The sequence below is a fragment of the Vibrio sp. CUB2 genome (assembly GCF_001557945.1).
In the GTDB taxonomy this organism is placed as follows: domain Bacteria; phylum Pseudomonadota; class Gammaproteobacteria; order Enterobacterales; family Vibrionaceae; genus Vibrio; species Vibrio owensii.
In genome coordinates this window covers 1-19,194 of sequence record NZ_LNRB01000001.1, presented here as the reverse complement: position 1 = coordinate 19,194, position 19,194 = coordinate 1, and the positions used below count along the sequence as shown (strand labels likewise).

Genomic DNA, 19,194 nt, shown 5'->3' with positions numbered 1-19,194 from the left:
CGAAACATCCCTTAGACTAGAAATTAGAGCGGTAACTCTTATTCTGGTTGAACTAGTTCTTCGTATTGGAACTCAGGAACCACAACTTCAACACGACGGTTCTTCTCGCGACCTTCGTGAGTGCTGTTGTCAGCTACAGGGTTCTCTTCGCCCATACCTTCAACTGTGAAGCGGTCTGCATCGATACCTGCTGCGATTAGGTAATCTGCAACAGCTTGAGCACGACGCTCAGACAGTTTTTGGTTGTATGCTGCTGGACCAGAGCTATCTGTGTAACCAGTGACTTCAACTTGAGCTTGTGGGTACTCGTTCAAGAAGTTCACAAAGTTGTCTAGACGCTCAGATACTGAATCAGTAAGTGTTGCACTGTCGAATTCAAACGTACCTGTACCGTACTCTTCTTTGTGCGTCTTCGTCATCATTACTGGTTCTTCTTCCATCACCTCTTCTGTTACTACTGCCGCTACAACAGGTGCTGCTGCAAACTTGTAGTTAACGCCGATGCCGAAGAAGTTCGCGTCCATATCATCTAGAACGTCGTCAGAAATATCTTGGTAACGTTGGTACTCTGCACGAACGCTCCAGTTTCTATCGATAGTGTATTCAGCGCCCAATGAGCCTGTAGGAACGATGTCTTTCTCGTCACCAGAGATCATGTAAGCACCACCGATTTTCGCGAATAGGTTCCACGTATCGTTTAGATGCCAATTGAATTTAGGTGCAAGCGTTAGTGCCCACAGATCGCCGTCAATCGTATCAACTGTATTAGCCCCTGACTTGAAGTTAGCTTCGTAGTTACCTAAGTAATCAACGCCGTACTCAAGACCAATGATATCGGTAAAGTCGTAACCGATGTGCATTCCGGCACCGAAAGCATCATCATCACAAGGGCTGTTCAAATAGCAAGCATCATCTAGTGTTGTCATGCCTACTTTGCCCCCGATATACATTTCAGCTTGAGCAGAGTTAATTAAACCACCAGCTACCACTGCTGCTACTGCAATTGCTACTTTTTTCATAGTGTTTCCTTGTATTGATTGCATATTAATTTCTACTTTGTTTTAACAATTTGAGTAAAACTAGGTAGTTATAAGAAATTAGTTTAATAGTCATTTAATTTAACATCAAGCAACAATATCTTAGATCTTGCTACACTTTTAGTCGCGAACTCCCTCACAAACTTCTGATATTTCTTACATTGTAGACAACTTTTTCAAAGTTACAGGAAAATATATGATTATTTTGAACTTTTTCTGTACATTATAATTTACACTGTGTTTTGTTTTGAACATAGAGTGTTAATTTGCATTTTTTTAAAAAAAGTGATTGCAACTGTTCTTCTAAGCCGATAAGTTACTTGCATTGACACAATTAAATAAGCCCACAGCCCTTATTGTTGCTTGCTTTGTGAACAATGTTGCACTGAGTAAAGTTTGGGCAAATTAGTGGGTCTAGGATAGTAATTAGGAAGTAGAAGTAATGTTTCAAACTGATGATGTAAGAATTAATAAAGTAAAAGAGCTATTGCCACCTGTTGCAGTGCTTGAGAAATTTCCGGCAACCGAAACTGCTTCCACAACCACTTTTGAATGTCGTAATGCCATCCACAATATTCTTGAAGGTAAAGATGACCGTCTGCTTGTGATCGTTGGTCCATGTTCTATTCACGATCCAGAAGCTGCTGTCGAGTACGGCAAAAAGCTCAAAGTGCTTCGTGATGAATTAGGTGAGCAACTTGAAGTGGTCATGCGTGTTTACTTTGAAAAGCCACGTACAACGGTTGGTTGGAAAGGTCTAATCAATGACCCGTACCTAAATGATACTTACAAGCTGAATGATGGTCTTCGTATTGGTCGTAAGCTGTTGCTTGACCTTACTGACATGGGCCTTCCTACGGCAAGTGAATTCCTAGATATGATCACGCCACAGTATGTCGCTGATCTTATTAGCTGGGGGGCTATCGGTGCACGTACAACTGAATCTCAGGTACACCGTGAGCTAGCGTCAGGTTTGTCCTGCCCAGTTGGCTTTAAAAACGGTACTGATGGCAACATCAAGATCGCTAGCGATGCAATCCGCTCTGCAAGCGCATCTCACCACTTCTTATCAGTGACAAAATACGGCCACTCTGCAATCGTAGAAACGGCAGGTAACCCTGACTGTCACATCATTTTACGTGGCGGTAAAGAGCCAAACTACAGCGCGTCTCATGTAGCACAAATCAAAGATGAGCTAGATGCTGCTGGTCTGCCGAAGAAAGTCATGATCGACTTCAGCCACGCAAATAGTTCTAAGCAATTTAAGCGTCAAATGCTGGTTTCTGATGATGTTTCAGAGCAGATTTCTGGCGGCGAAGACGCAATCTTCGGTGTAATGATTGAGTCTCACCTTGTTGAAGGTCGTCAAGACTTAGTAGACGGCAAAGTCGCTAACTACGGCCAATCTATTACAGATGCATGTATTGGTTGGGAAGATACGGAAACCGTTCTTCGTCAGTTATCAGATGCTGTAAAAGCTCGTCGCGCTAAATAAGCATCAATATTTCGTGTCCATAAAAGCCAGCAACTTGCTGGCTTTTTTAATGTTCTGAAAACATAGAATGAAATCGGTTATATCCAACTAAACCAAAACAAGAATAAACGTGTTGCACATAAGTCATGTGTTTTAGTTTTAAATCCGTTATGGTGTGGGCATCGATTAAAAAACACTCAAGGAATGAGATGAACAGAAACGTCTGGCTATTGTCACTTTGCCAAGCTTTATTAATGACAGGGAACATTCTCTTAATCTCAGTCATCGCGCTCATCGGAAAGCAAATCGCTCCTTCTTCAAGCATGATTACTCTGCCAGTAGCGTTGCAATTTCTAGGCTTAATGTCAGCGACGATTCCTGCTTCCTTAATTATGGGAAAACTAGGGCGTCGTCTAGGTTTTAGCTTGGGTAACGTTATTGGCATCTTTGGCGCTTCATTAGCAACTTATGCGCTTTCGTTAGAAAACTTCACTTTGTTTTGTGCTTCTACGTTTTTATTAGGTGTAGGGATTGGGTTTGGTACGCTCTATCGATTTGCTGCGATTGAAGTTTGTGATGAATCTGCGAGGCACCGCGCAATTTCTATTTCCATGGCGGGGGGGGGACTTGCCGCAGTATTAGGGCCAAACCTCGCTGTCTATTCACAAAAGTGGTCAAGCGATGGACTGTATATTAGTGCTTTTGCTGTATTGATTGGTTTGTATGTTACCGCCCTCATTTTGCTTCAAACGATTCGATTCCCCCCGGCACACACCCAGAATTCACATTTAAAAACAGACTCGCTAAAAGTCATTGTTCGCCGTCCTAACTTTATGATCGCAGTTCTAGCCGCGATGGTTGCCTATGCTGTCATGAATATTCTGATGACAGCAACGCCATTGGCGATGATTGGTTGTGGCTTTGACTTCACCAGAGCGGCTGGCGTGATTGAATGGCATGTCTTGGGCATGTTTGTTCCTGCTTTCTTTACGGGCAGTTTGATCGAGAAGTTTGGGGCGAAGAAGATGATCTTAGCTGGTGGAGTACTGTTTATTGCGTGTATCGCGATTAATATGCACGGACTTTCTATTTGGCATTTCAGTACCGCGTTGATCTTACTCGGGGTTGGATGGAATTTCATGTTTATCGCTGCAACAAGCTTGTTTAGCCAGAGTTATGAAGCAAAGAACAAGAGTAAAGCGCAGGCGTTTAATGAATTTTTCGTGTTCAGCTGCGTCACCGTTACTGCGCTTTTGTCTGGTTGGTTGGAATCTACCGTAGGATGGCAGAGCTTGAATTTGTACGTTCTGCCTTTTGTCCTATTGGTGATGGGAATATTTTTTATCAAGGCGAATAATAACTCTGAATCTCAAGTTGCATAAATCAACTTCAAGATTTTATAAGACCCAGTTATGTACGCTGGGTCTTTTTTGTCTATCGGCTCACAACCCACAAAATAATTGGTTAATTATTGTTATCTAAGTAAGTTTTTCGAGCTCGAAATGTCGCATCTGTAAGGTTTTTTCTCTAGCATTTTGTAATAAATATAACAATCGTGTATATAACCTGTCGCAATTTAATAAAAACTATAGAAGCCTCATCTATGTCAGTCTCAACTTCCAATAAAGCTCAAGAAACCCTTGTAGGGGATTACGACGAGCTGGTCTCAACAACCGATCTTAAAGGTGTCATTACTTACTGTAATGATGCGTTTTGTCGAATCGCAGAATACAGCCACGACGAACTGCTCGGACAAAACCACAATATCGTTCGCCACGGAGATATGCCCAAAGCCGCTTTTGGTGATATGTGGGCTCGCCTAAAACAAGGCAAAGCGTGGCGTGGAATTGTAAAGAACAGTACGAAGTCGGGTGGTTACTATTGGGTCGATGCTTACGTAACCCCAATTTATGAAGGCCATCAAATGGTGGGCTATCAATCGGTTCGTGTGAAACCAAAGCGTGAATGGGTTGATATCGCTTCTAAGGCTTACCAAGGGCTTTTGAAAGCGGAAAAGTCGGGACGTGCATGGTCACTGAAGTTAAATGAAACACTACGCTATGCGACTCTTCTAGGTGCATTAGCCGCACCGGTCACTAGCTTTGCTTTATCACTTGAAGGGCCACTCGCTTGGCTTGCGACATTATTACCGGCAGGCGTGCTTACCGTATTATTCCGCCAAGAACTCATTGATACGCCGCAACAGTTTAAAAAACTGCAAGCACAATACGACAGTGTGAGTCGCTTGGTGTATTCCGGTAATAAACCATTCTCTATCGCGGACTTTCACATCAAAATGCTCTCTGCTCGTATTCGTACCGTTCTGGGTCGTATGACGGACTCGGCAAGACCGCTCCAAAATTGCGCTGAAGAGTTAAGTCATACCACAGCAGAAGTACTTACTGCTTTGACGCAGCAGAACAAAGACATTCATGAAGTTCGTGATGCTGCTGACTCGATGGAGGCATCAGCGAATTCGGTTTCATCCAGCACTCACGATGCTCATCTGCTGATTGATGATACTCTGAAATCCTGTTTAATGGCGAAAGAGACGATAGATCAAACCCATACCAACCTAGCGCAACTAAGCTTGCAAGCTGAGAAGGCGACAGAAACGACCTATCAATTGAGTGACCAAGCACAAAAGGTCAGTCAATTAATGGAAGAGATTGGTGGAATTGCCGATCAAACTAACCTGCTAGCACTCAATGCTGCAATTGAGGCAGCGCGAGCGGGTGAACAAGGTCGTGGTTTTGCTGTTGTGGCTGATGAGGTGAGGGCGCTTTCCGGACGTACCTCGAATGCGACTGAGCAAATTAAAGCATCGATTGAAGCTATGCTAATGACGATTCAAGGCTGGCAGAAGGATATCATCGCTAATAAAGATCAAACAGACACCTGTTCGCAAGTGGCTGAACAAAGTGGGGCGCGTCTGTCTGAGGTAGAACAGATGATGCAAACCATGAGTGGTTTGATGGTGAATGTCGCGGACTCTGCCAATAAGCAGTTGCAGCTTTCTAGCGACGTGAATCAGCACATTCATTCGATTGCGTCGACAGCAGAGCAGAACTTAGCGGCTACACATTCTGTAGAACAAAACAGTAAGCAGTTGAAAGATCAAGTTCAAGACTTCTATCGACTTGCTATTCAGTTTGAAGAGAAGTGATTCAAACCAGCTAGCTGAATCGTTGTTGAAAAATGATTAGATAAAATAAAGCCCCGCCGAAGCGGGGCTTTTCAGTTTTCAAATTCGCAATAGAGAAAACTGATAATACTATGCGATTAAGCTAGCAGTTCTTTTGCTGTGTTTACTGCGTTTTCTACAGTGAAACCAAACATTTCGAACAGTTGGTCAGCTGGCGCAGACTCACCGAATGTTGTCATACCGATGATGCGACCGTCGAAGCCAACGTACTTGTACCAGAAGTCTGCAATGCCCGCTTCGATAGCGATACGTGCTGTTACGTCTGATGGCAGTACTGATTCACGGTAAGCTGCGTCTTGTTTGTCGAATGTATCTGTTGCAGGCATTGAAACAACACGTACTTTCTTACCTTCAGCGGTTAGTTGCTCTGCTGCTTTCACTGCTAGTTCAACTTCAGAACCTGTCGCGATTAGGATTAGCTCAGGCTTACCATCGCTGTCTTTCAGGATGTAACCACCTTTAGCGATATCAGCAACTTGCTGAGCTGTACGTTCTTGTTGCGCTAGGTTTTGACGAGAGAAGATAAGCGCCGATGGGCCATCTTTACGTTCAATCGCCAGTTTCCATGCTACTGCAGACTCAACTTGGTCACATGGACGCCATGTGCTCATGTTTGGAGTAAGACGTAGAGACGCGATTTGCTCAACCGGTTGGTGAGTTGGGCCATCTTCGCCAAGACCGATAGAGTCGTGCGTGTAAACTTGGATGTTCTGAACTTTCATCAGAGCAGCCATACGCATAGCGTTACGTGCGTATTCCATGAACATTAGGAATGTTGCGCCGTAAGGAACAAAACCGCCGTGTAGTGCGATACCGTTCATGATTGCTGTCATGCCGAATTCACGTACACCGTAGTGGATGTAGTTACCAGAGAAGTCGTTCGCTTCTAGAGACTTAGAACCAGACCACATAGTTAGGTTAGAAGGCGCTAGGTCAGCAGAGCCGCCCATGAATTCTGGAAGCATTTGACCAAACGCTTCTAGTGCGTTTTGAGATGCTTTACGTGACGCGATGTTTGCTGGGTTTGCTTGAAGGTCAGCAATGATTTGGTTTGCTTTCTCTTCCCACTCAGCCGGTAGGTCACCGTTTACGCGGCGTTTGAATTCAGCTGCCAGCTCAGGGTACGCTGCTTCATAAGCTGCAAATTTCTCGTCCCACGCTGCTTCCTTAGCTGCGCCTGCTTCTTTCGCTGACCACTCTGCGTAGACTTCCTGCGGAATTTCAAAAGGACCGTGCTCCCAACCTAGTTCTTTACGTGTCGCTGCAATTTCTTCAGCACCTAGTGGCGCACCGTGACAGTCGTGTGAACCAGATTTGTTTGGTGAACCAAAACCGATGATAGTTTTAGTACAGATAAGTGTAGGGCGTGGATCTGCTTTTGCCGCTTCGATTGCTGCGTTGATCGCTTCAGAGTCGTGACCATCTACAGCAGGGATTACGTGCCAGCCGTAAGATTCAAAACGCTTAGGTGTATCGTCAGAGAACCAACCTTCAACGTGACCGTCGATAGAGATGCCGTTGTCATCCCAGAATGCGATCAGTTTGCCAAGGCCTAGCGTACCAGCAAGAGAACAAGCCTCGTGCGAGATACCTTCCATCAGACAGCCATCACCCATGAACACGTAAGTGAAGTGGTCAACGATGTCGTGGCCTTCTTTGTTGAACTGAGCCGCAAGTGCTTTCTCAGCCATCGCCATACCAACAGCGTTAGTGATGCCTTGACCTAGAGGACCTGTTGTTGTCTCGACACCAGGTGCGTAGCCGTACTCTGGGTGACCAGGAGTCTTAGAGTGAAGCTGACGGAAGTTTTTAAGATCGTCGATAGATAGCTCGTAGCCTGCAAGGTGCAGTAGAGAGTAGATAAGCATAGAGCCATGGCCGTTAGACAGTACGAAACGGTCGCGGTCAGCCCACTCTGGGTTTGATGGGTTGTGGTTTAGGTGAGAGCGCCAAAGTACTTCAGCGATATCAGCCATACCCATAGGTGCACCTGGGTGACCAGAGTTAGCTTGTTGAACACCGTCCATGCTTAGTGCACGGATTGCATTTGCAAGGTATTTACGATCCATAGTAGTTACTTCTCGATATTTGATTTAAATAGAGGGAACTCGTCGGAACAAGTTCAAATAGAATTTTTTGAATAAAGCGTTGATGCTAAAAGCGAGTAGGCTGGCTACTCGCTTTTGGTAAGCAATTAAAGCTTAGCTGCGATCATGTCTTCTAGTTTGCCTTGGTCAACCGCGAAGTTACGGATACCTTCAGCTACTTTCTCAACAGCCATTGCGTCTAGGTTGTGCTCCCATAGGAACTCAGCGTGAGACATTGGAGCTGGACGCTCTTTAGAACCTTTAGAATCAACCAGTTTCTCTACAACTTCGCCTTCAGCAGCTTCTAGCTCAGCAAGAAGAGCAGGAGCGATAGTTAGACGGTCACAGCCAGCAAGTTCTAGGATCTCGCCGATGTTACGGAAGCTTGCGCCCATAACAACTGTGTTGTAACCGTAGTCTTTGTAATAGTTGTAGATGTCTGTTACAGAGATTACACCTGGATCTTCTGAAGCTTCAAAGTCACGACCTTCTTTCGCTTTGTACCAGTCCATGATGCGGCCAACGAATGGCGAGATTAGGAATACGCCTGCTTCAGCACATGCACGAGCTTGCGCGAAAGAGAATAGAAGCGTTAGGTTACAGTTGATGCCTTCTTTCTCTAGGATCTCTGCAGCGCGGATACCTTCCCAAGTAGAAGCCAGTTTGATTAGGATGCGGTCGTTAGTGATGCCTGCGTCGTTGTACATTTTTACAAGCTGGCGAGCTTTAGCAACGCTGCCTTCTGTGTCGTAAGAAAGACGAGCATCTACTTCTGTAGAGATACGGCCAGGGATAGTTTTTAGGATCTCTTTACCGATGTTTACTGCAAGCATGTCACAAGTGTCTTGTACTTGTTGTGCTTTGTCGTTGCTTTGTGCTTTTGCGTATTCGATAGAAGCGTCGATTAGAGGTGCGTACTCTTCGATTTGAGTCGCTTTTAGGATAAGAGATGGGTTCGTTGTTGCATCTTCAGGTTGGTACTTTTTGATTGCGTCAATTTCACCAGTGTCCGCTACTACAGTTGTTAGTTTACGAAGTTGCTCTAACTTGTTGCTCATAATCGATCATCCTATATAAATGGGCTTAAGTGTGGTTTTCAATACCACAGCTTGTGCATTTGCAAGCGTGTTGGCTAATCGTCTCATCATATTTAACGAGACATCTGCTCAGCCAACTACGGAAAATTTCGGTACCGAACATTTGCTATGAACATTTGATCGGTAGCTGAGTAAATGATGAATCCATATTTATCCTATCCATGCTGAAAGTCAATCGCCGAAACCGACTTTAAGTGAAGTTCATCAACGTTTTTTTGCTGTGTGTTCAGAGCATGGCCGAAATAAACGTTTGCCCTTATTGTTCAAGGCTTGAGCAGTGCTGAGATTAATAAAATTAAGTAGTGAGAAAATGTCATTGCAGTGAGCAAATGTCGCAGTAAAATTGGAAGGTAACATATGCTAAGTCAATGAGCAGATGCTCACTAATGCATACAATGTCGATCCTCTAAAAGGGCGAGAAAAACCATGAGCAGTTCTAACCAAGATATTTCTATTGAAAGCACAGACTTACTAACGGAGATTTCCGTTACTTATTATCAAGATGGTGCAACACAGGAAGAGATATCCAGAAAATTTTCCATTTCTCGTGCCAAAGTAGGGCGAATGCTCAAACAGGCGCGTGATGAAGGGATTGTTGAAATCACAGTAAAGTACCATCCAGTGTTCAGCGCCAAGATCGAGCAACGCTTGATTGATCGCTTTGGTGTGAAACGTGCGCTGGTGGCATTGGATCAGCCCAATGAAGAAGCGCAGCGCCTTCAAGTGTCAGGTTTGGTCTCTAACTATCTCACTAGCACGCTCAAGAACGGCATGGTAGTAACGGTTGGGCAAGGGCGTAACGTGTCTTCTGTCGCTCATCACATTGGTGTTATTACTCCACGAGATTGTAAGTTTGTATGCGGCATCGGCGGGATCCATCCTCGTGGCGGTATGTTTAACGCCGACCACATTTGCCGACAGTTTGCTAAGAAATATGGCGGAACCTCCGAAACCCTTTATGCACCAGCTTACGCTGAAAACCGAGAGCAGAAAATTGCCTTCATGCAAAATGCTACGGTCAAACAAACGCTCGATCTTGCACGTAAAGCAGATGTTGCCCTTGTCGGTATCGGTGATATGAGTGAAAACAGCTACATGGTTGACCTTGGATGGTTCACTCCAGATGAAGTGGTGCAATCTCGTTTGATGCAAGGTGTCGTCGGGGACTTTGCTGGCTATGACTTCTTTGATATTCACGGCAACGTCGCAAACACAGTGATGAGTGACCGAGTCATCGGTTTAGGTATCGAAGAGTTTAGACCGATTGCAGAAGTGATTGCGATTGCGGCGGAAAACAGTAAGCCACTCGCACTATTAGGCGCTTTAAGAACTGGCGCGATAGATGTTATTGCAACCAGCGTTAGTAATGCACTGACGGTTCTTAACTTGGATGAGCAGATGCACGGCAACAGTACATCAGAGGTTTAGCACAAATAATATGCAAACTATGTAATCAGGCTGCGAGGATTTATAAATGACTCGCAGCCTGATTTCGTTTCCAAGTTAAAAATAATCCTCAGGAGTAATTTGTAGTTGATTACTCTGGAGGAAATTATGAAAAAGACACTTCTCGCAGCTGCTTTATTTACGGGGTTAACAGGCATGGCGCACGCCGAGCAAAAAGTCGTGGCAGGCTATTTTGCAGACTGGCAATACGCTAACGCAGACAACCCATACACAGTAAAAGACATCCCAGCTGATAACCTGACCCATATCATCTATGCGTTTTTGAGCATGTGTGGCCCTCATACTGGCGCATCTGAGACGGTTCAAAAGTTAGTCGCTAAGCAATGTGAAGGCAAAGAGCCGTATACCGCGATTCTGGTTGATACCGAGGCGGCACTTGAAAAAGACTTTGGTCCGGTCTCTGTCGACGTTCCATATAAAGGGCACTTCGCTCAATTAGCCGAACTTAAGAAGCAACACCCTGATCTGAAAATTCTCCCTTCTTTTGGCGGTTGGACCATGTCTGAACCTTTCCATGCAATGGCTAAAAACCAACAAGCGATGGATCAGTTTTCCAAAACGGCTGTTGAGTTGATTGCTCAATACGATTTCTTCGATGGCATTGACTTGGATTGGGAATACCCAGGTGGCGGCGGTTTAACGACGTCTCCTTGGAACCCAGATACTAAGCTGACGGATGAGCAGAAAGCGCTTGAACGTGACGCCTTCACATATCTAGTTAAAACCATGCGTGGTGATTTAGATACACTAGCGAAAAAGACCAAGCGTGAGTACGAGCTTTCAACCGCGGTGGGTGTTGGTCCAAAAGCGGCGGGCATCGATTGGAAAGCGGCGCAGCCTTACCTAACCAACATGTTTGCAATGACCTATGACTTCCTTGGTGGTTGGGGGCAGCAAACAGGGCATACAACTAACCTACATGCGACTGACCGCAGTTGGTGGGGAATGGGCGCAGACGTGTTTATTAATCAAATGATTGAGTTGGGCATTCCGAGTGAAAAGCTAGTGATTGGTGCGGCGTTCTACGGCCGTGGCTGGCAAGGTACCAAAGATTTTTCTGGTGGTTTACCAACTCAAGACCTAGTTTCTGAGCAAGGCGCACAGTTCGGTACTGGTGAGAATGGTTACTTCATGTTTTGGGATCTGATGAAGAACTACAGCACGAAACAGGGATATGAATACAAATATGATGAGCAAGCTCAAGCGCCTTACCTGTGGAACCCAGATAAGAAGGTGTTCATCTCATTCGAAGATCAGCGCTCTATAAAAGCCAAAGCAGACTGGGCGAAGCAATCAAACCTTGGTGGGATCTTTACATGGGAACTATCAGGAGATCCAAAAGGGGAGTTAGTCGAAGTAATGTATAAGGAAATGCAGAACTAGTCTCTGTCCCTTACGCTATAACTACTTAAATCAAGCCGTCGCTATCGTTCGACGGCTTTTTCGTTGTGGTTCTCTGCGGCGAAGCTAATCAATTGCTCAAAAGGCAGGGGTTTGGAATAAAAGTAGCCTTGAATCAAATCACAGCCACAAGCGGCAAGTTGATCGCGTTGCTGACGTGTTTCAACCCCTTCAGCAAGCACTTTCATCCCAAAGTTTTTACCGATAGCTATGATATTTTGTACCATGTTCAGTGCTTTTTCGTCGTTCTCGATATTGTCGACAAAGCTCTTATCGATTTTGACTTCATCAATCGGCAACGCTTTGAGCATCGAAAGTGAAGAGTAGCCCGTCCCAAAATCATCCAGAGAAATCTTGAAGCCTAGAGTGTGTAGGCGTTCGCAAATCGGGGCAAACTTGTTGAGGTCTTCAATAAATAGATTCTCGGTGATTTCGAGTGTGATGCGATGTTGGTCGACCCCATGTTTATCAATCAATGCCACTAAATCATCTATAAAGTTGACTTGAATGAACTGTTTGACCGAGATGTTTATCGACATTTGAATTGGTTGAGAGGCTAGTTTGGTTAGGCGAGCCATATCAATCAAACTTTTCTCGATGATTAACTCACCCAATCTCACCATCAAGCCTGAGCTTTCCGCCACGGGGATAAATTCATTTGGTGGAACAAAACCAAGCTCTTCATCTTGCCAACGAATTAGGGCTTCAACACCATAGATTTCACCGCTGACGTTCAATTGTGGTTGATAAACTAGGAACAGATTTTGTCGTTCTATTGCTAACCTCAAACGTTGTTCAACCTTCATTTTATGCAGGTGTTTGGCTTGCATTTGTTGGTCGAACACACTGTATGCATTGCGCTCTTTTTTTGCTTGATACATCGCGATATCTGCAGAGCGAAGCAATGCGTCTAAATTTTTGCCGTGTGAAGGGTAGATGGCAACGCCGATGCTGCAACTCAATAGAAACTGGTTTTCGTTCACAAGGTAAGGCTCAGACAAGTAATGAATCAGATCACTTGCTAGCGTTCGCACGGCATTTTCATCGGTACGGTTGACGAGCAGTATGAACTCATCACTGGCTTCTCTGACAATCAATCGACCATCACTGTCGAAGCTTTTCAAGCGCAGTGCGATTTGCTTCAACACTTCGTCGCCGAACTCGTGCCCATAGGTGTCGTTGACCGATTTAAAGTTATCGATGTCGATGAACATCAGAGTAAATGGCGTTGAAGACTCGCTTAACCAACTTTTGATATGTGTTCTGAGATATTCGCGATTTGGCAGCAACGTTAGGTGATCATGATGCGCTTGGTAAAGGAGCTTTTGGCGTGTCGCCAGTTCGTTGTTGGCAATAGAGCGAACGAGTGCGTAAAAACCCGCTTGGATAAAAAGAAAGACAATGGAATACAGCGCAAATTGGTCAAAAAAACCACTTTGGATGTAGCGTAGATCAGTGGAAGACGAGGCCCACAACTTGTAATCTGGCAGGTACTTCAGCGTGACGAGTTGATTGATTCTTGGATCATCAGCAACAATGTTAACCGCACCAGATAATGCCTTGACGGTTTCTCGGCTCCACCCGTACTTTTTCTCAACCTGTTCAAAAACAATGGATTTTTTGTGCCCATCAGCAGGAAGGGTATAACTGAATAGGCTTGCTTGTTCTGCTGAGGTAAAGGTTAGGTAGCCGTCCTCTCGGACCAAAGACACGCGATTGTGTTTGTTGGCGTGCACATCATTTCTAAACACCAAAGACGAGTTCATGTTGAAGCCTGCTGTCATCACCGCCAGCACCTTACCACTTTTATCTCGAATCGCTTTTCGAATTGGAATCACTAACGAATCGAGCGCAGGCATGAAATAGGTTCTACCGACGACCATGTGCTCAGATTGCAGTGCGGCTTCGAAAGTCTGTTTAGTCTGAGGATCTTGCTTGAGGTTGTGGAGTTTTTGTAAATCCAGATTAGAACTAATGGCGAGATAATCCCCTTCAGGATTCGTCAGACCAAAAGCGGCGATGGCGGGATGGATGTCCATCAAGTCATCAAGCAATGGGCGCATTTGCAATGACGCGGTGCGAGTGAAATCGTTTTGGTCAATCAGTTGATGCCCAACGACCTCTAACAGCGTTTCTTGCCCTTTGAATAGAGAATCGACAGAAGAAGCAAACAACTCCAATTGAAGGAGCTGTTTGTCCTTATATTTATCGAGAGTGGATTCGTAATGATAGTGACCAAACAGAGAGAACAATCCGACACTAATTGCAAACAGTGTCATATAGAGCGTCCAAATGTTCTTCTTTAAGCCGATCATATCGTTTTACTGCTCCTGATCTTAACGCTCGATAGGTAGAGAGTGGTTCGCACCCCATTCGGTCCAAGAACCGTCGTAAACCGACAGATTGTCCAGACCAATTTGATACGCCGCGAGTAATAAAATGCATGCGGTCACACCGGAACCGCAACTAAAAATGATTGAATTATCACTATCTATTGTTAGTGCGCTAAATATCTGTTGCAACTCTGAATTCGGTTTAATGTGACCGTTGGTTAAGAGTTCTTGAAACGGTAAGCAAACCGAGTTTGGAATGTGCCCACTACGTAGACCTTCTCGTGGCTCAGGCACTTCACCAAGGAAGCGGGCTTTGGCTCTGGCATCGATGATATTGGCACTTTTATTGGTTGAATGAGCAAGAACATCTTGTGCACTCAAAAAGGCATTTTGGTTGAGCTTACCCGCAAAGTTACCTCTTTCGCTTGGTTGCGATAGGGTACTTTCGACAGGTAATCCAGCTTCAATCCAAGCAGGAAGCCCACCGTTTAAGACTCGAACATTATTATGTCCCATGGCCTTGAACATCCACCAAGCTCTTGGTGCGGCTAAAGTACCAGAGTTGTCATAAACCACAATCAAGTCCTCGTTGTTCAAACCGAGTTGTTGCGCACTTTGGTTGAAGCCTTCTTCTGTTGGCATCATATGCGGCAGGGAGGAACCGGGTAAACAAAAGTCATTGTCGTAATCAAAGCGTAAAGTGTTTGGAATCCACTTATCTTGGATCTTTTTACCTTCAGAAGGGATTTGAAACGCAATACTAGCGTCGAGGAGCTTGACGTTAGGTTGGCCGAGAAGGCTATTGAGTTCATCAGTACTGATCAGTGCTTGCATTGTTTTTCATTTCCTCAAAGTAGTATGACGTTTGACATGAATTCGAAGAGTAGGCTCATTCGCAGCTTAAAAACGTGAGCGGTTGCTCGAAGAGTGAATCCGTAGCTTGGTTGAATGTCACTAAGGCACCTTCAGGACAATGTACAGAGGTTGGAACCGCAACACGCTTTGTTCCGAGTAACTCTGATTCGACGGTGAGATAGCGTCTTTGCCCATCGAGGGATTGTGTCAGGGTATTTGAAATCACTTTTGCGGTGATGGTTTGTGTTTCATCAGAAGATGTTAGCCACAGAGTCAAACATAATGCGACGATGGCAGCAACAAAGACCAAAATGAAGGTTTTCGGGTTGTCCAACGTGTTTTCCCGCTCGATGATTAATCCTACTGTTTTACAACAAAAAAATCGCATGTTCAAAAGAACGATGCGATTTTTAAGTTAAAGATTGAAGATTTATTCTGAAAGGCTGCTTTCGCTATGCCTTCAATTTACCCAGTTACATGGTCCAAGTGTTGTCTCCAGAAGTAATCACTTTCTGAATTGGGTCACTACCATCATAGAACCAAATCTCAACAAGCAGGCTACCTTGGCTATCAGAGACATTAAAGTCGACATTTGCTGTACCGTTGTTGAGTGGAACCGATGCGACTTTACTTGGGTATCTTGCGTCGTAGTTACCTGAACTGTTCTCTACAAACTCTTTGTATACGCTTAGGTGTGCTCGTTGTGAAGAGAAACCACTGATGTCTACATTGAGCGTACCTTCCGTCACTGGGTTGTAGCTAAAGTCATCTGGTACTACTAGATCCTGCATAGTTGCATCTTCTTCTACTGTTACCGTTGTCTCTTCTTCGGTCGTTTCTTCCTGCTGGGTAGTATCCTCCTCTGGCACGGTGGTTTGGGTTGGTGGAGGTGTGCTGTTACCACCACCACCTCCGCCGCCGCCTCCGCCACAAGCTGTTAGTGCTAATCCCATGATGATTGTGATAAGTGCTTTCATAATGTTATCTCCCTATGGAATGTAGCATTTGTTAGGTGTTGGAGCGGTGTGCCAATCTGTGCTTAGTTCGCCACCAGACTCAGCCCAAGTTTGGAATTGAGGGTATGCATCGACCATGTCTACACGCTCTAGCGGCCAATCCCAATCTTCTACTATCAACAGTGCCCAAGGTAAGTTGTTTGCTGTTTTGAAGTACACACCTTGTGCTGGGTCACTTGCATCGACGCCGACACCGAAGAGGTTTTGGTCATCAAACTGTTCTGTTGGTGCTTGGTCTGCTAAGTGAACTTCCCATTTACGACCTGGTTGGAAGGTAATACCATCGCCATGGTAAGTGCCCGGTGTTGCAAAGATGAACGGATCGTATGGCATGGCTTGAATGGCTGAACGGTCAGAACCTTCAGTGAAGTACACATTCAAGGTAAAGGTGAGTGAAACGTTATCATCACAGCCAGACTCTGTGCGGAAGTAGCTACAGCTGCTCGCCGCGTGTGTGCTTAAGTCTTCACTGATGATGAAAATTGCTTCATCAGAAATACTTTCCAAGCCATTAGATGCTTGCTCTACACCATTGAAGGATAGCGTCGTTAATCCATTTTCAATCGAGCTTCTCAATACACCCGGTAGTCGGATTGCGAAGCCATTTTTGTAGCTTGCGCCGTAAGCCGCTAGGTCACCTGTAATCTGAATATTCTCAACATGACCAGCAAGACTGGTTTCAGTGATGCGGAATTTCACGACCACATCGTTCATGTCGTAGTCTGCGGTGTATGGCCAATTATCTTCATAAGCCACGGTGGCGTAATCTTCTGCACTCGGGAAATATTCCACTGAGTAGCCATTACCAGTGATGGTAATTGGGTAATCTTCCACCTCACCAGACGTTGAGCCACCATCGTAGTTTAATCCGGTTTGTTGGCTAAAGCGGAATCGGCTCCAGCTTGAACCTTCCGTTGCAGCGGTTGAAACGACAAACGGTAGGGGATTATTACCCGCAGACAGTAATTGGTCAGTAAAGACCTGTTCGCCTTCATCATCAAAGTCACCATCGCGGTTCCAGTCAAACCATGCTGATAGGTAGCCAGAAGTAGAAGCCGTCACATTCACAATTGAGCTCAAGCCTGGGTCAAGTGCGGATACAAAACCAACACCATCTTCATCAGCTGTGCCCACAGAGTTGTCGTTTGCTTGACCGTCGGCATCACCATCTGGAGCGACTGAACCAAGCCAAGTGACACCGTCCACCTCGTGGCGAGGGCCGTTTGACGCAAGTGTTGTGTGGTAGCTGTCTGGAGCGTCACCAAAATCAATTGGCTCGTCTTCGTCAATCACGGGAGCATTTGCACAACGTGCGCCATCATTTTGGCTTGAGCTAGGACCGTTGGATACAAACTCAACCGCTGGAACGATACCTGCTGCGATATTGGCTGCGTTGCCTTCCGAAAGGTCAACGCGATAGATTTTGCCATCTTGGTTGCGTGACACGTAGTAGTTGCCGTTTACATCGAAGTAGCCAGCGCCAAATGTGCCTAACTCACCTGTGTCACCTATCGCAGTCGTATTACCATTCGATGGGTTGAACTGGTACAGCACTCCAGAGTTATTGTCGATGCCGTAAAGGGAGCCGTCGCCTGGATGGAATGCAAAGTCGGTTAGGTTGACAGTCGCTGTAGAGCTGATTTTCACGATGCTCAATGTCGCATTTGGATCAGAATCGAGCGGAGAAAGGTCAATGGAGAAAAGTCCTTTGCCTTTGCGGTACAAGTAGTAGACGTGGTTGTAAACGTCGCCAACGTAAAAGGTGTGATCGGTAGGAAGACCCGAAACATCAAGCGTCTCTGCTTGGAAGTCTTGACCAAGACGAACAATCTTTTTGTTTGTGGTGTCGTATCCGTAGATATAACGGTCAGTGAAGTTAAAACCTACGCCGTTGATACCCGAAGCCAAACCTGTGTCGTCCTCTAAAAGAGTCGTAGAACCTGTAACCAAATTGACGCCATAGATTTGAACCGGGGTTGATTGGAATAGGTATGCTTTGCTCGGGCATGTGTCAAATGGCGCCGCTTGTGCATAAGCGCTCGCTATTAGAGACCCAAGTAGTAGTGATGTCCTTTTCATAATTCGCCCTCTCATTGGTTCGTGATATATGCAATGAAAGGAATGTGCCAACTGATAACATGCAGTATATCAATGCCTTAAATATACGTTCGCCACTATTTTTAATATGAATCTCAAAATGACTCTCGGTTTAAGCAGATAAATCGGCGCTCAAAACAGGCGTCTTGCCAAAAGCCCCGTACGTAAACCCTCGCACATCTATCCTGCACGTAATTGGGATCGATCCCATTGGTGGTTTCTCATGAAGTCCATACTTTTTCACCGAAAGTACTACTTTGGCTGAGAGGGTATTATTGAGGAATTACAATTAACTCTAGTAGTAACAACTACTTAAACATCATTACTTATTATAGTGTTACAAATAACATTAATAATTTATGCAATATTTATGAGTATGATTCCGCTAGTGTTTAATAGCGCTGATAAAATCAAAAACTAAAGTGTTTGAAATTTAGTTATTTGTTAAGTGTTACGACTAATTATAGATAAGGAGAACTATAATTAAATTAAGTGATAATAGTTCTCATTACTTTGATCTGTTTAATGTATTTGGTTAAAAGTTTTTAATTAACTTTAAAAAAATGATCCAAGGAATTAATGTTTTCCAAAATTTAAAAGAGAAGCTCTTGATATGGAAAAACACTTACCTTTAATAATAAATGGGCAGATAGTTTCTACTGAAGAAAATCGATTTGAGATCAGTTTTGAAGAAAAAATAGTTAAGATTGATTCCTTTAATCATGCTCACTTAACCAAGATGGTTACACATGATTATTTAAATAATCTAAATATAAATAACATCATCAATTTTCTTTATACAACGGGGCAGCGTTGGAAGAGCGAAGAGTATTCAAGAAGAAGGGCATATATTCGGTCTCTTATTACTTATTTGGGGTATTCACCACAAATGGCAAAACTAGAAGCAAATTGGATTGCAATGCTCCTTTGCTCTAAGAGTGCGCTTTACGACATTATTGATACCGAACTTGGCTCTACGCATATACAAGATGAATGGCTACCGCAGGGTGAGTGTTATGTGAGGGCTTTTCCTAAAGGACGCACAATGCATTTACTTGCGGGGAATGTTCCTCTCTCCGGTGTGACCTCAATATTACGGGGCATACTGACGAGAAACCAATGTAT

Annotated in this window: 14 protein-coding genes; 6 read left to right on the top strand and 8 right to left on the bottom strand. The window is 44.6% G+C overall.

The window, feature by feature from the left end:
- Window positions 1-38: 38 nt before the first annotated feature.
- Complete coding sequence (locus ATB78_RS00070; protein WP_061007444.1) at window positions 39-1,019, bottom strand: OmpA family protein; 981 nt, start codon at window positions 1,017-1,019, stop codon at window positions 39-41.
- A 460-nt stretch (window positions 1,020-1,479) separates the two neighbouring features.
- Between ATB78_RS00070 and aroG the strand changes: the two genes are divergently transcribed.
- The 3 genes from aroG to ATB78_RS00055 all read left to right on the top strand — a co-directional run bounded on the left by aroG (window position 1,480) and on the right by ATB78_RS00055 (window position 5,677).
- Window positions 1,480-2,532, top strand: a complete 1,053-nt coding sequence (gene aroG / locus ATB78_RS00065) for a 3-deoxy-7-phosphoheptulonate synthase AroG (RefSeq protein ID WP_009706150.1) — start codon at window positions 1,480-1,482, stop codon at window positions 2,530-2,532.
- A gap of 188 nt (window positions 2,533-2,720) precedes the next feature.
- Window positions 2,721-3,893 carry an MFS transporter gene (locus tag ATB78_RS00060; protein ID WP_061007443.1) on the top strand — a complete coding sequence of 391 codons (1,173 nt, stop codon included), beginning with the start codon at window positions 2,721-2,723 and terminating at the stop codon, window positions 3,891-3,893.
- Between the two features lie 221 nt (window positions 3,894-4,114).
- On the top strand, window positions 4,115-5,677 hold the full coding sequence (locus tag ATB78_RS00055; protein WP_061007442.1) for a PAS domain-containing methyl-accepting chemotaxis protein: 1,563 nt from the start codon (window positions 4,115-4,117) through the stop codon (window positions 5,675-5,677).
- Between the two features lie 116 nt (window positions 5,678-5,793).
- Here ATB78_RS00055 and tkt read toward each other — a convergent pair whose 3' ends face one another.
- Together tkt and tal are read right to left on the bottom strand one after the other, a co-directional pair.
- Complete coding sequence (gene tkt, locus ATB78_RS00050) at window positions 5,794-7,785, bottom strand: transketolase (RefSeq protein WP_061007441.1); 1,992 nt, start codon at window positions 7,783-7,785, stop codon at window positions 5,794-5,796.
- Between the two features lie 125 nt (window positions 7,786-7,910).
- Entirely contained in the window at window positions 7,911-8,861 is a 951-nt protein-coding gene (gene tal, locus ATB78_RS00045; RefSeq protein ID WP_061007440.1) for a transaldolase, read from the bottom strand.
- A 465-nt stretch (window positions 8,862-9,326) separates the two neighbouring features.
- Between tal and ATB78_RS00040 the strand changes: the two genes are divergently transcribed.
- Entirely contained in the window at window positions 9,327-10,328 is a 1,002-nt protein-coding gene (locus tag ATB78_RS00040) for a sugar-binding transcriptional regulator (protein ID WP_061007439.1), read from the top strand.
- 126 nt (window positions 10,329-10,454) lie between these two features.
- The gene (locus ATB78_RS00035; protein ID WP_020196638.1) at window positions 10,455-11,750 is read left to right on the top strand and encodes a glycoside hydrolase family 18 protein; all 1,296 of its coding nucleotides are present in this window, start codon (window positions 10,455-10,457) and stop codon (window positions 11,748-11,750) included.
- A gap of 41 nt (window positions 11,751-11,791) precedes the next feature.
- On the opposite strand, the gene ATB78_RS00030 is transcribed toward ATB78_RS00035, so the two are convergent.
- From ATB78_RS00030 to ATB78_RS00010, 5 genes are all read right to left on the bottom strand, one after another.
- Window positions 11,792-14,083: an EAL domain-containing protein gene (locus ATB78_RS00030; protein ID WP_061007438.1), complete on the bottom strand. Its 2,292-nt coding sequence runs from the start codon at window positions 14,081-14,083 to the stop codon at window positions 11,792-11,794.
- Window positions 14,084-14,104: 21 nt separating this feature from the next.
- On the bottom strand, window positions 14,105-14,935 hold the full coding sequence (locus tag ATB78_RS00025; RefSeq protein ID WP_061007437.1) for a sulfurtransferase: 831 nt from the start codon (window positions 14,933-14,935) through the stop codon (window positions 14,105-14,107).
- Window positions 14,936-14,990: 55 nt separating this feature from the next.
- A complete protein-coding gene (locus ATB78_RS00020) occupies window positions 14,991-15,290 on the bottom strand; it encodes a hypothetical protein (protein ID WP_061007436.1) in 300 nt (99 codons plus the stop codon).
- 139 nt (window positions 15,291-15,429) lie between these two features.
- A complete protein-coding gene (locus ATB78_RS00015) occupies window positions 15,430-15,933 on the bottom strand; it encodes a hypothetical protein (RefSeq protein ID WP_038895740.1) in 504 nt (167 codons plus the stop codon).
- A gap of 12 nt (window positions 15,934-15,945) precedes the next feature.
- Entirely contained in the window at window positions 15,946-18,051 is a 2,106-nt protein-coding gene (locus ATB78_RS00010; protein ID WP_020196633.1) for an LruC domain-containing protein, read from the bottom strand.
- A 631-nt stretch (window positions 18,052-18,682) separates the two neighbouring features.
- Here ATB78_RS00010 and ATB78_RS00005 point away from each other — a divergent pair.
- The coding region (locus ATB78_RS00005; RefSeq protein WP_276277142.1) for an acyl-CoA reductase at window positions 18,683-19,194 on the top strand (512 nt) is incomplete at its 3' end.

Excerpts from the sequence above, each read along its gene's own strand:
- ATB78_RS00030 (WP_061007438.1), bottom strand. The coding sequence starts at position 14,083 with ATGATCGGCTTAAAGAAGAACATTTGGACGCTCTATATGACACTGTTT.
- aroG (WP_009706150.1), top strand. The coding sequence starts at position 1,480 with ATGTTTCAAACTGATGATGTAAGAATTAATAAAGTAAAAGAGCTATTG.
- ATB78_RS00055 (WP_061007442.1), top strand. The coding sequence starts at position 4,115 with ATGTCAGTCTCAACTTCCAATAAAGCTCAAGAAACCCTTGTAGGGGAT.
- tkt (WP_061007441.1), bottom strand. The coding sequence starts at position 7,785 with ATGGATCGTAAATACCTTGCAAATGCAATCCGTGCACTAAGCATGGAC.
- ATB78_RS00025 (WP_061007437.1), bottom strand. The coding sequence starts at position 14,935 with ATGCAAGCACTGATCAGTACTGATGAACTCAATAGCCTTCTCGGCCAA.
- ATB78_RS00040 (WP_061007439.1), top strand. The coding sequence starts at position 9,327 with ATGAGCAGTTCTAACCAAGATATTTCTATTGAAAGCACAGACTTACTA.
- tal (WP_061007440.1), bottom strand. The coding sequence starts at position 8,861 with ATGAGCAACAAGTTAGAGCAACTTCGTAAACTAACAACTGTAGTAGCG.
- ATB78_RS00060 (WP_061007443.1), top strand. The coding sequence starts at position 2,721 with ATGAACAGAAACGTCTGGCTATTGTCACTTTGCCAAGCTTTATTAATG.
- ATB78_RS00010 (WP_020196633.1), bottom strand. The coding sequence starts at position 18,051 with ATGAAAAGGACATCACTACTACTTGGGTCTCTAATAGCGAGCGCTTAT.
- ATB78_RS00070 (WP_061007444.1), bottom strand. The coding sequence starts at position 1,019 with ATGAAAAAAGTAGCAATTGCAGTAGCAGCAGTGGTAGCTGGTGGTTTA.
- ATB78_RS00035 (WP_020196638.1), top strand. The coding sequence starts at position 10,455 with ATGAAAAAGACACTTCTCGCAGCTGCTTTATTTACGGGGTTAACAGGC.
- ATB78_RS00015 (WP_038895740.1), bottom strand. The coding sequence starts at position 15,933 with ATGAAAGCACTTATCACAATCATCATGGGATTAGCACTAACAGCTTGT.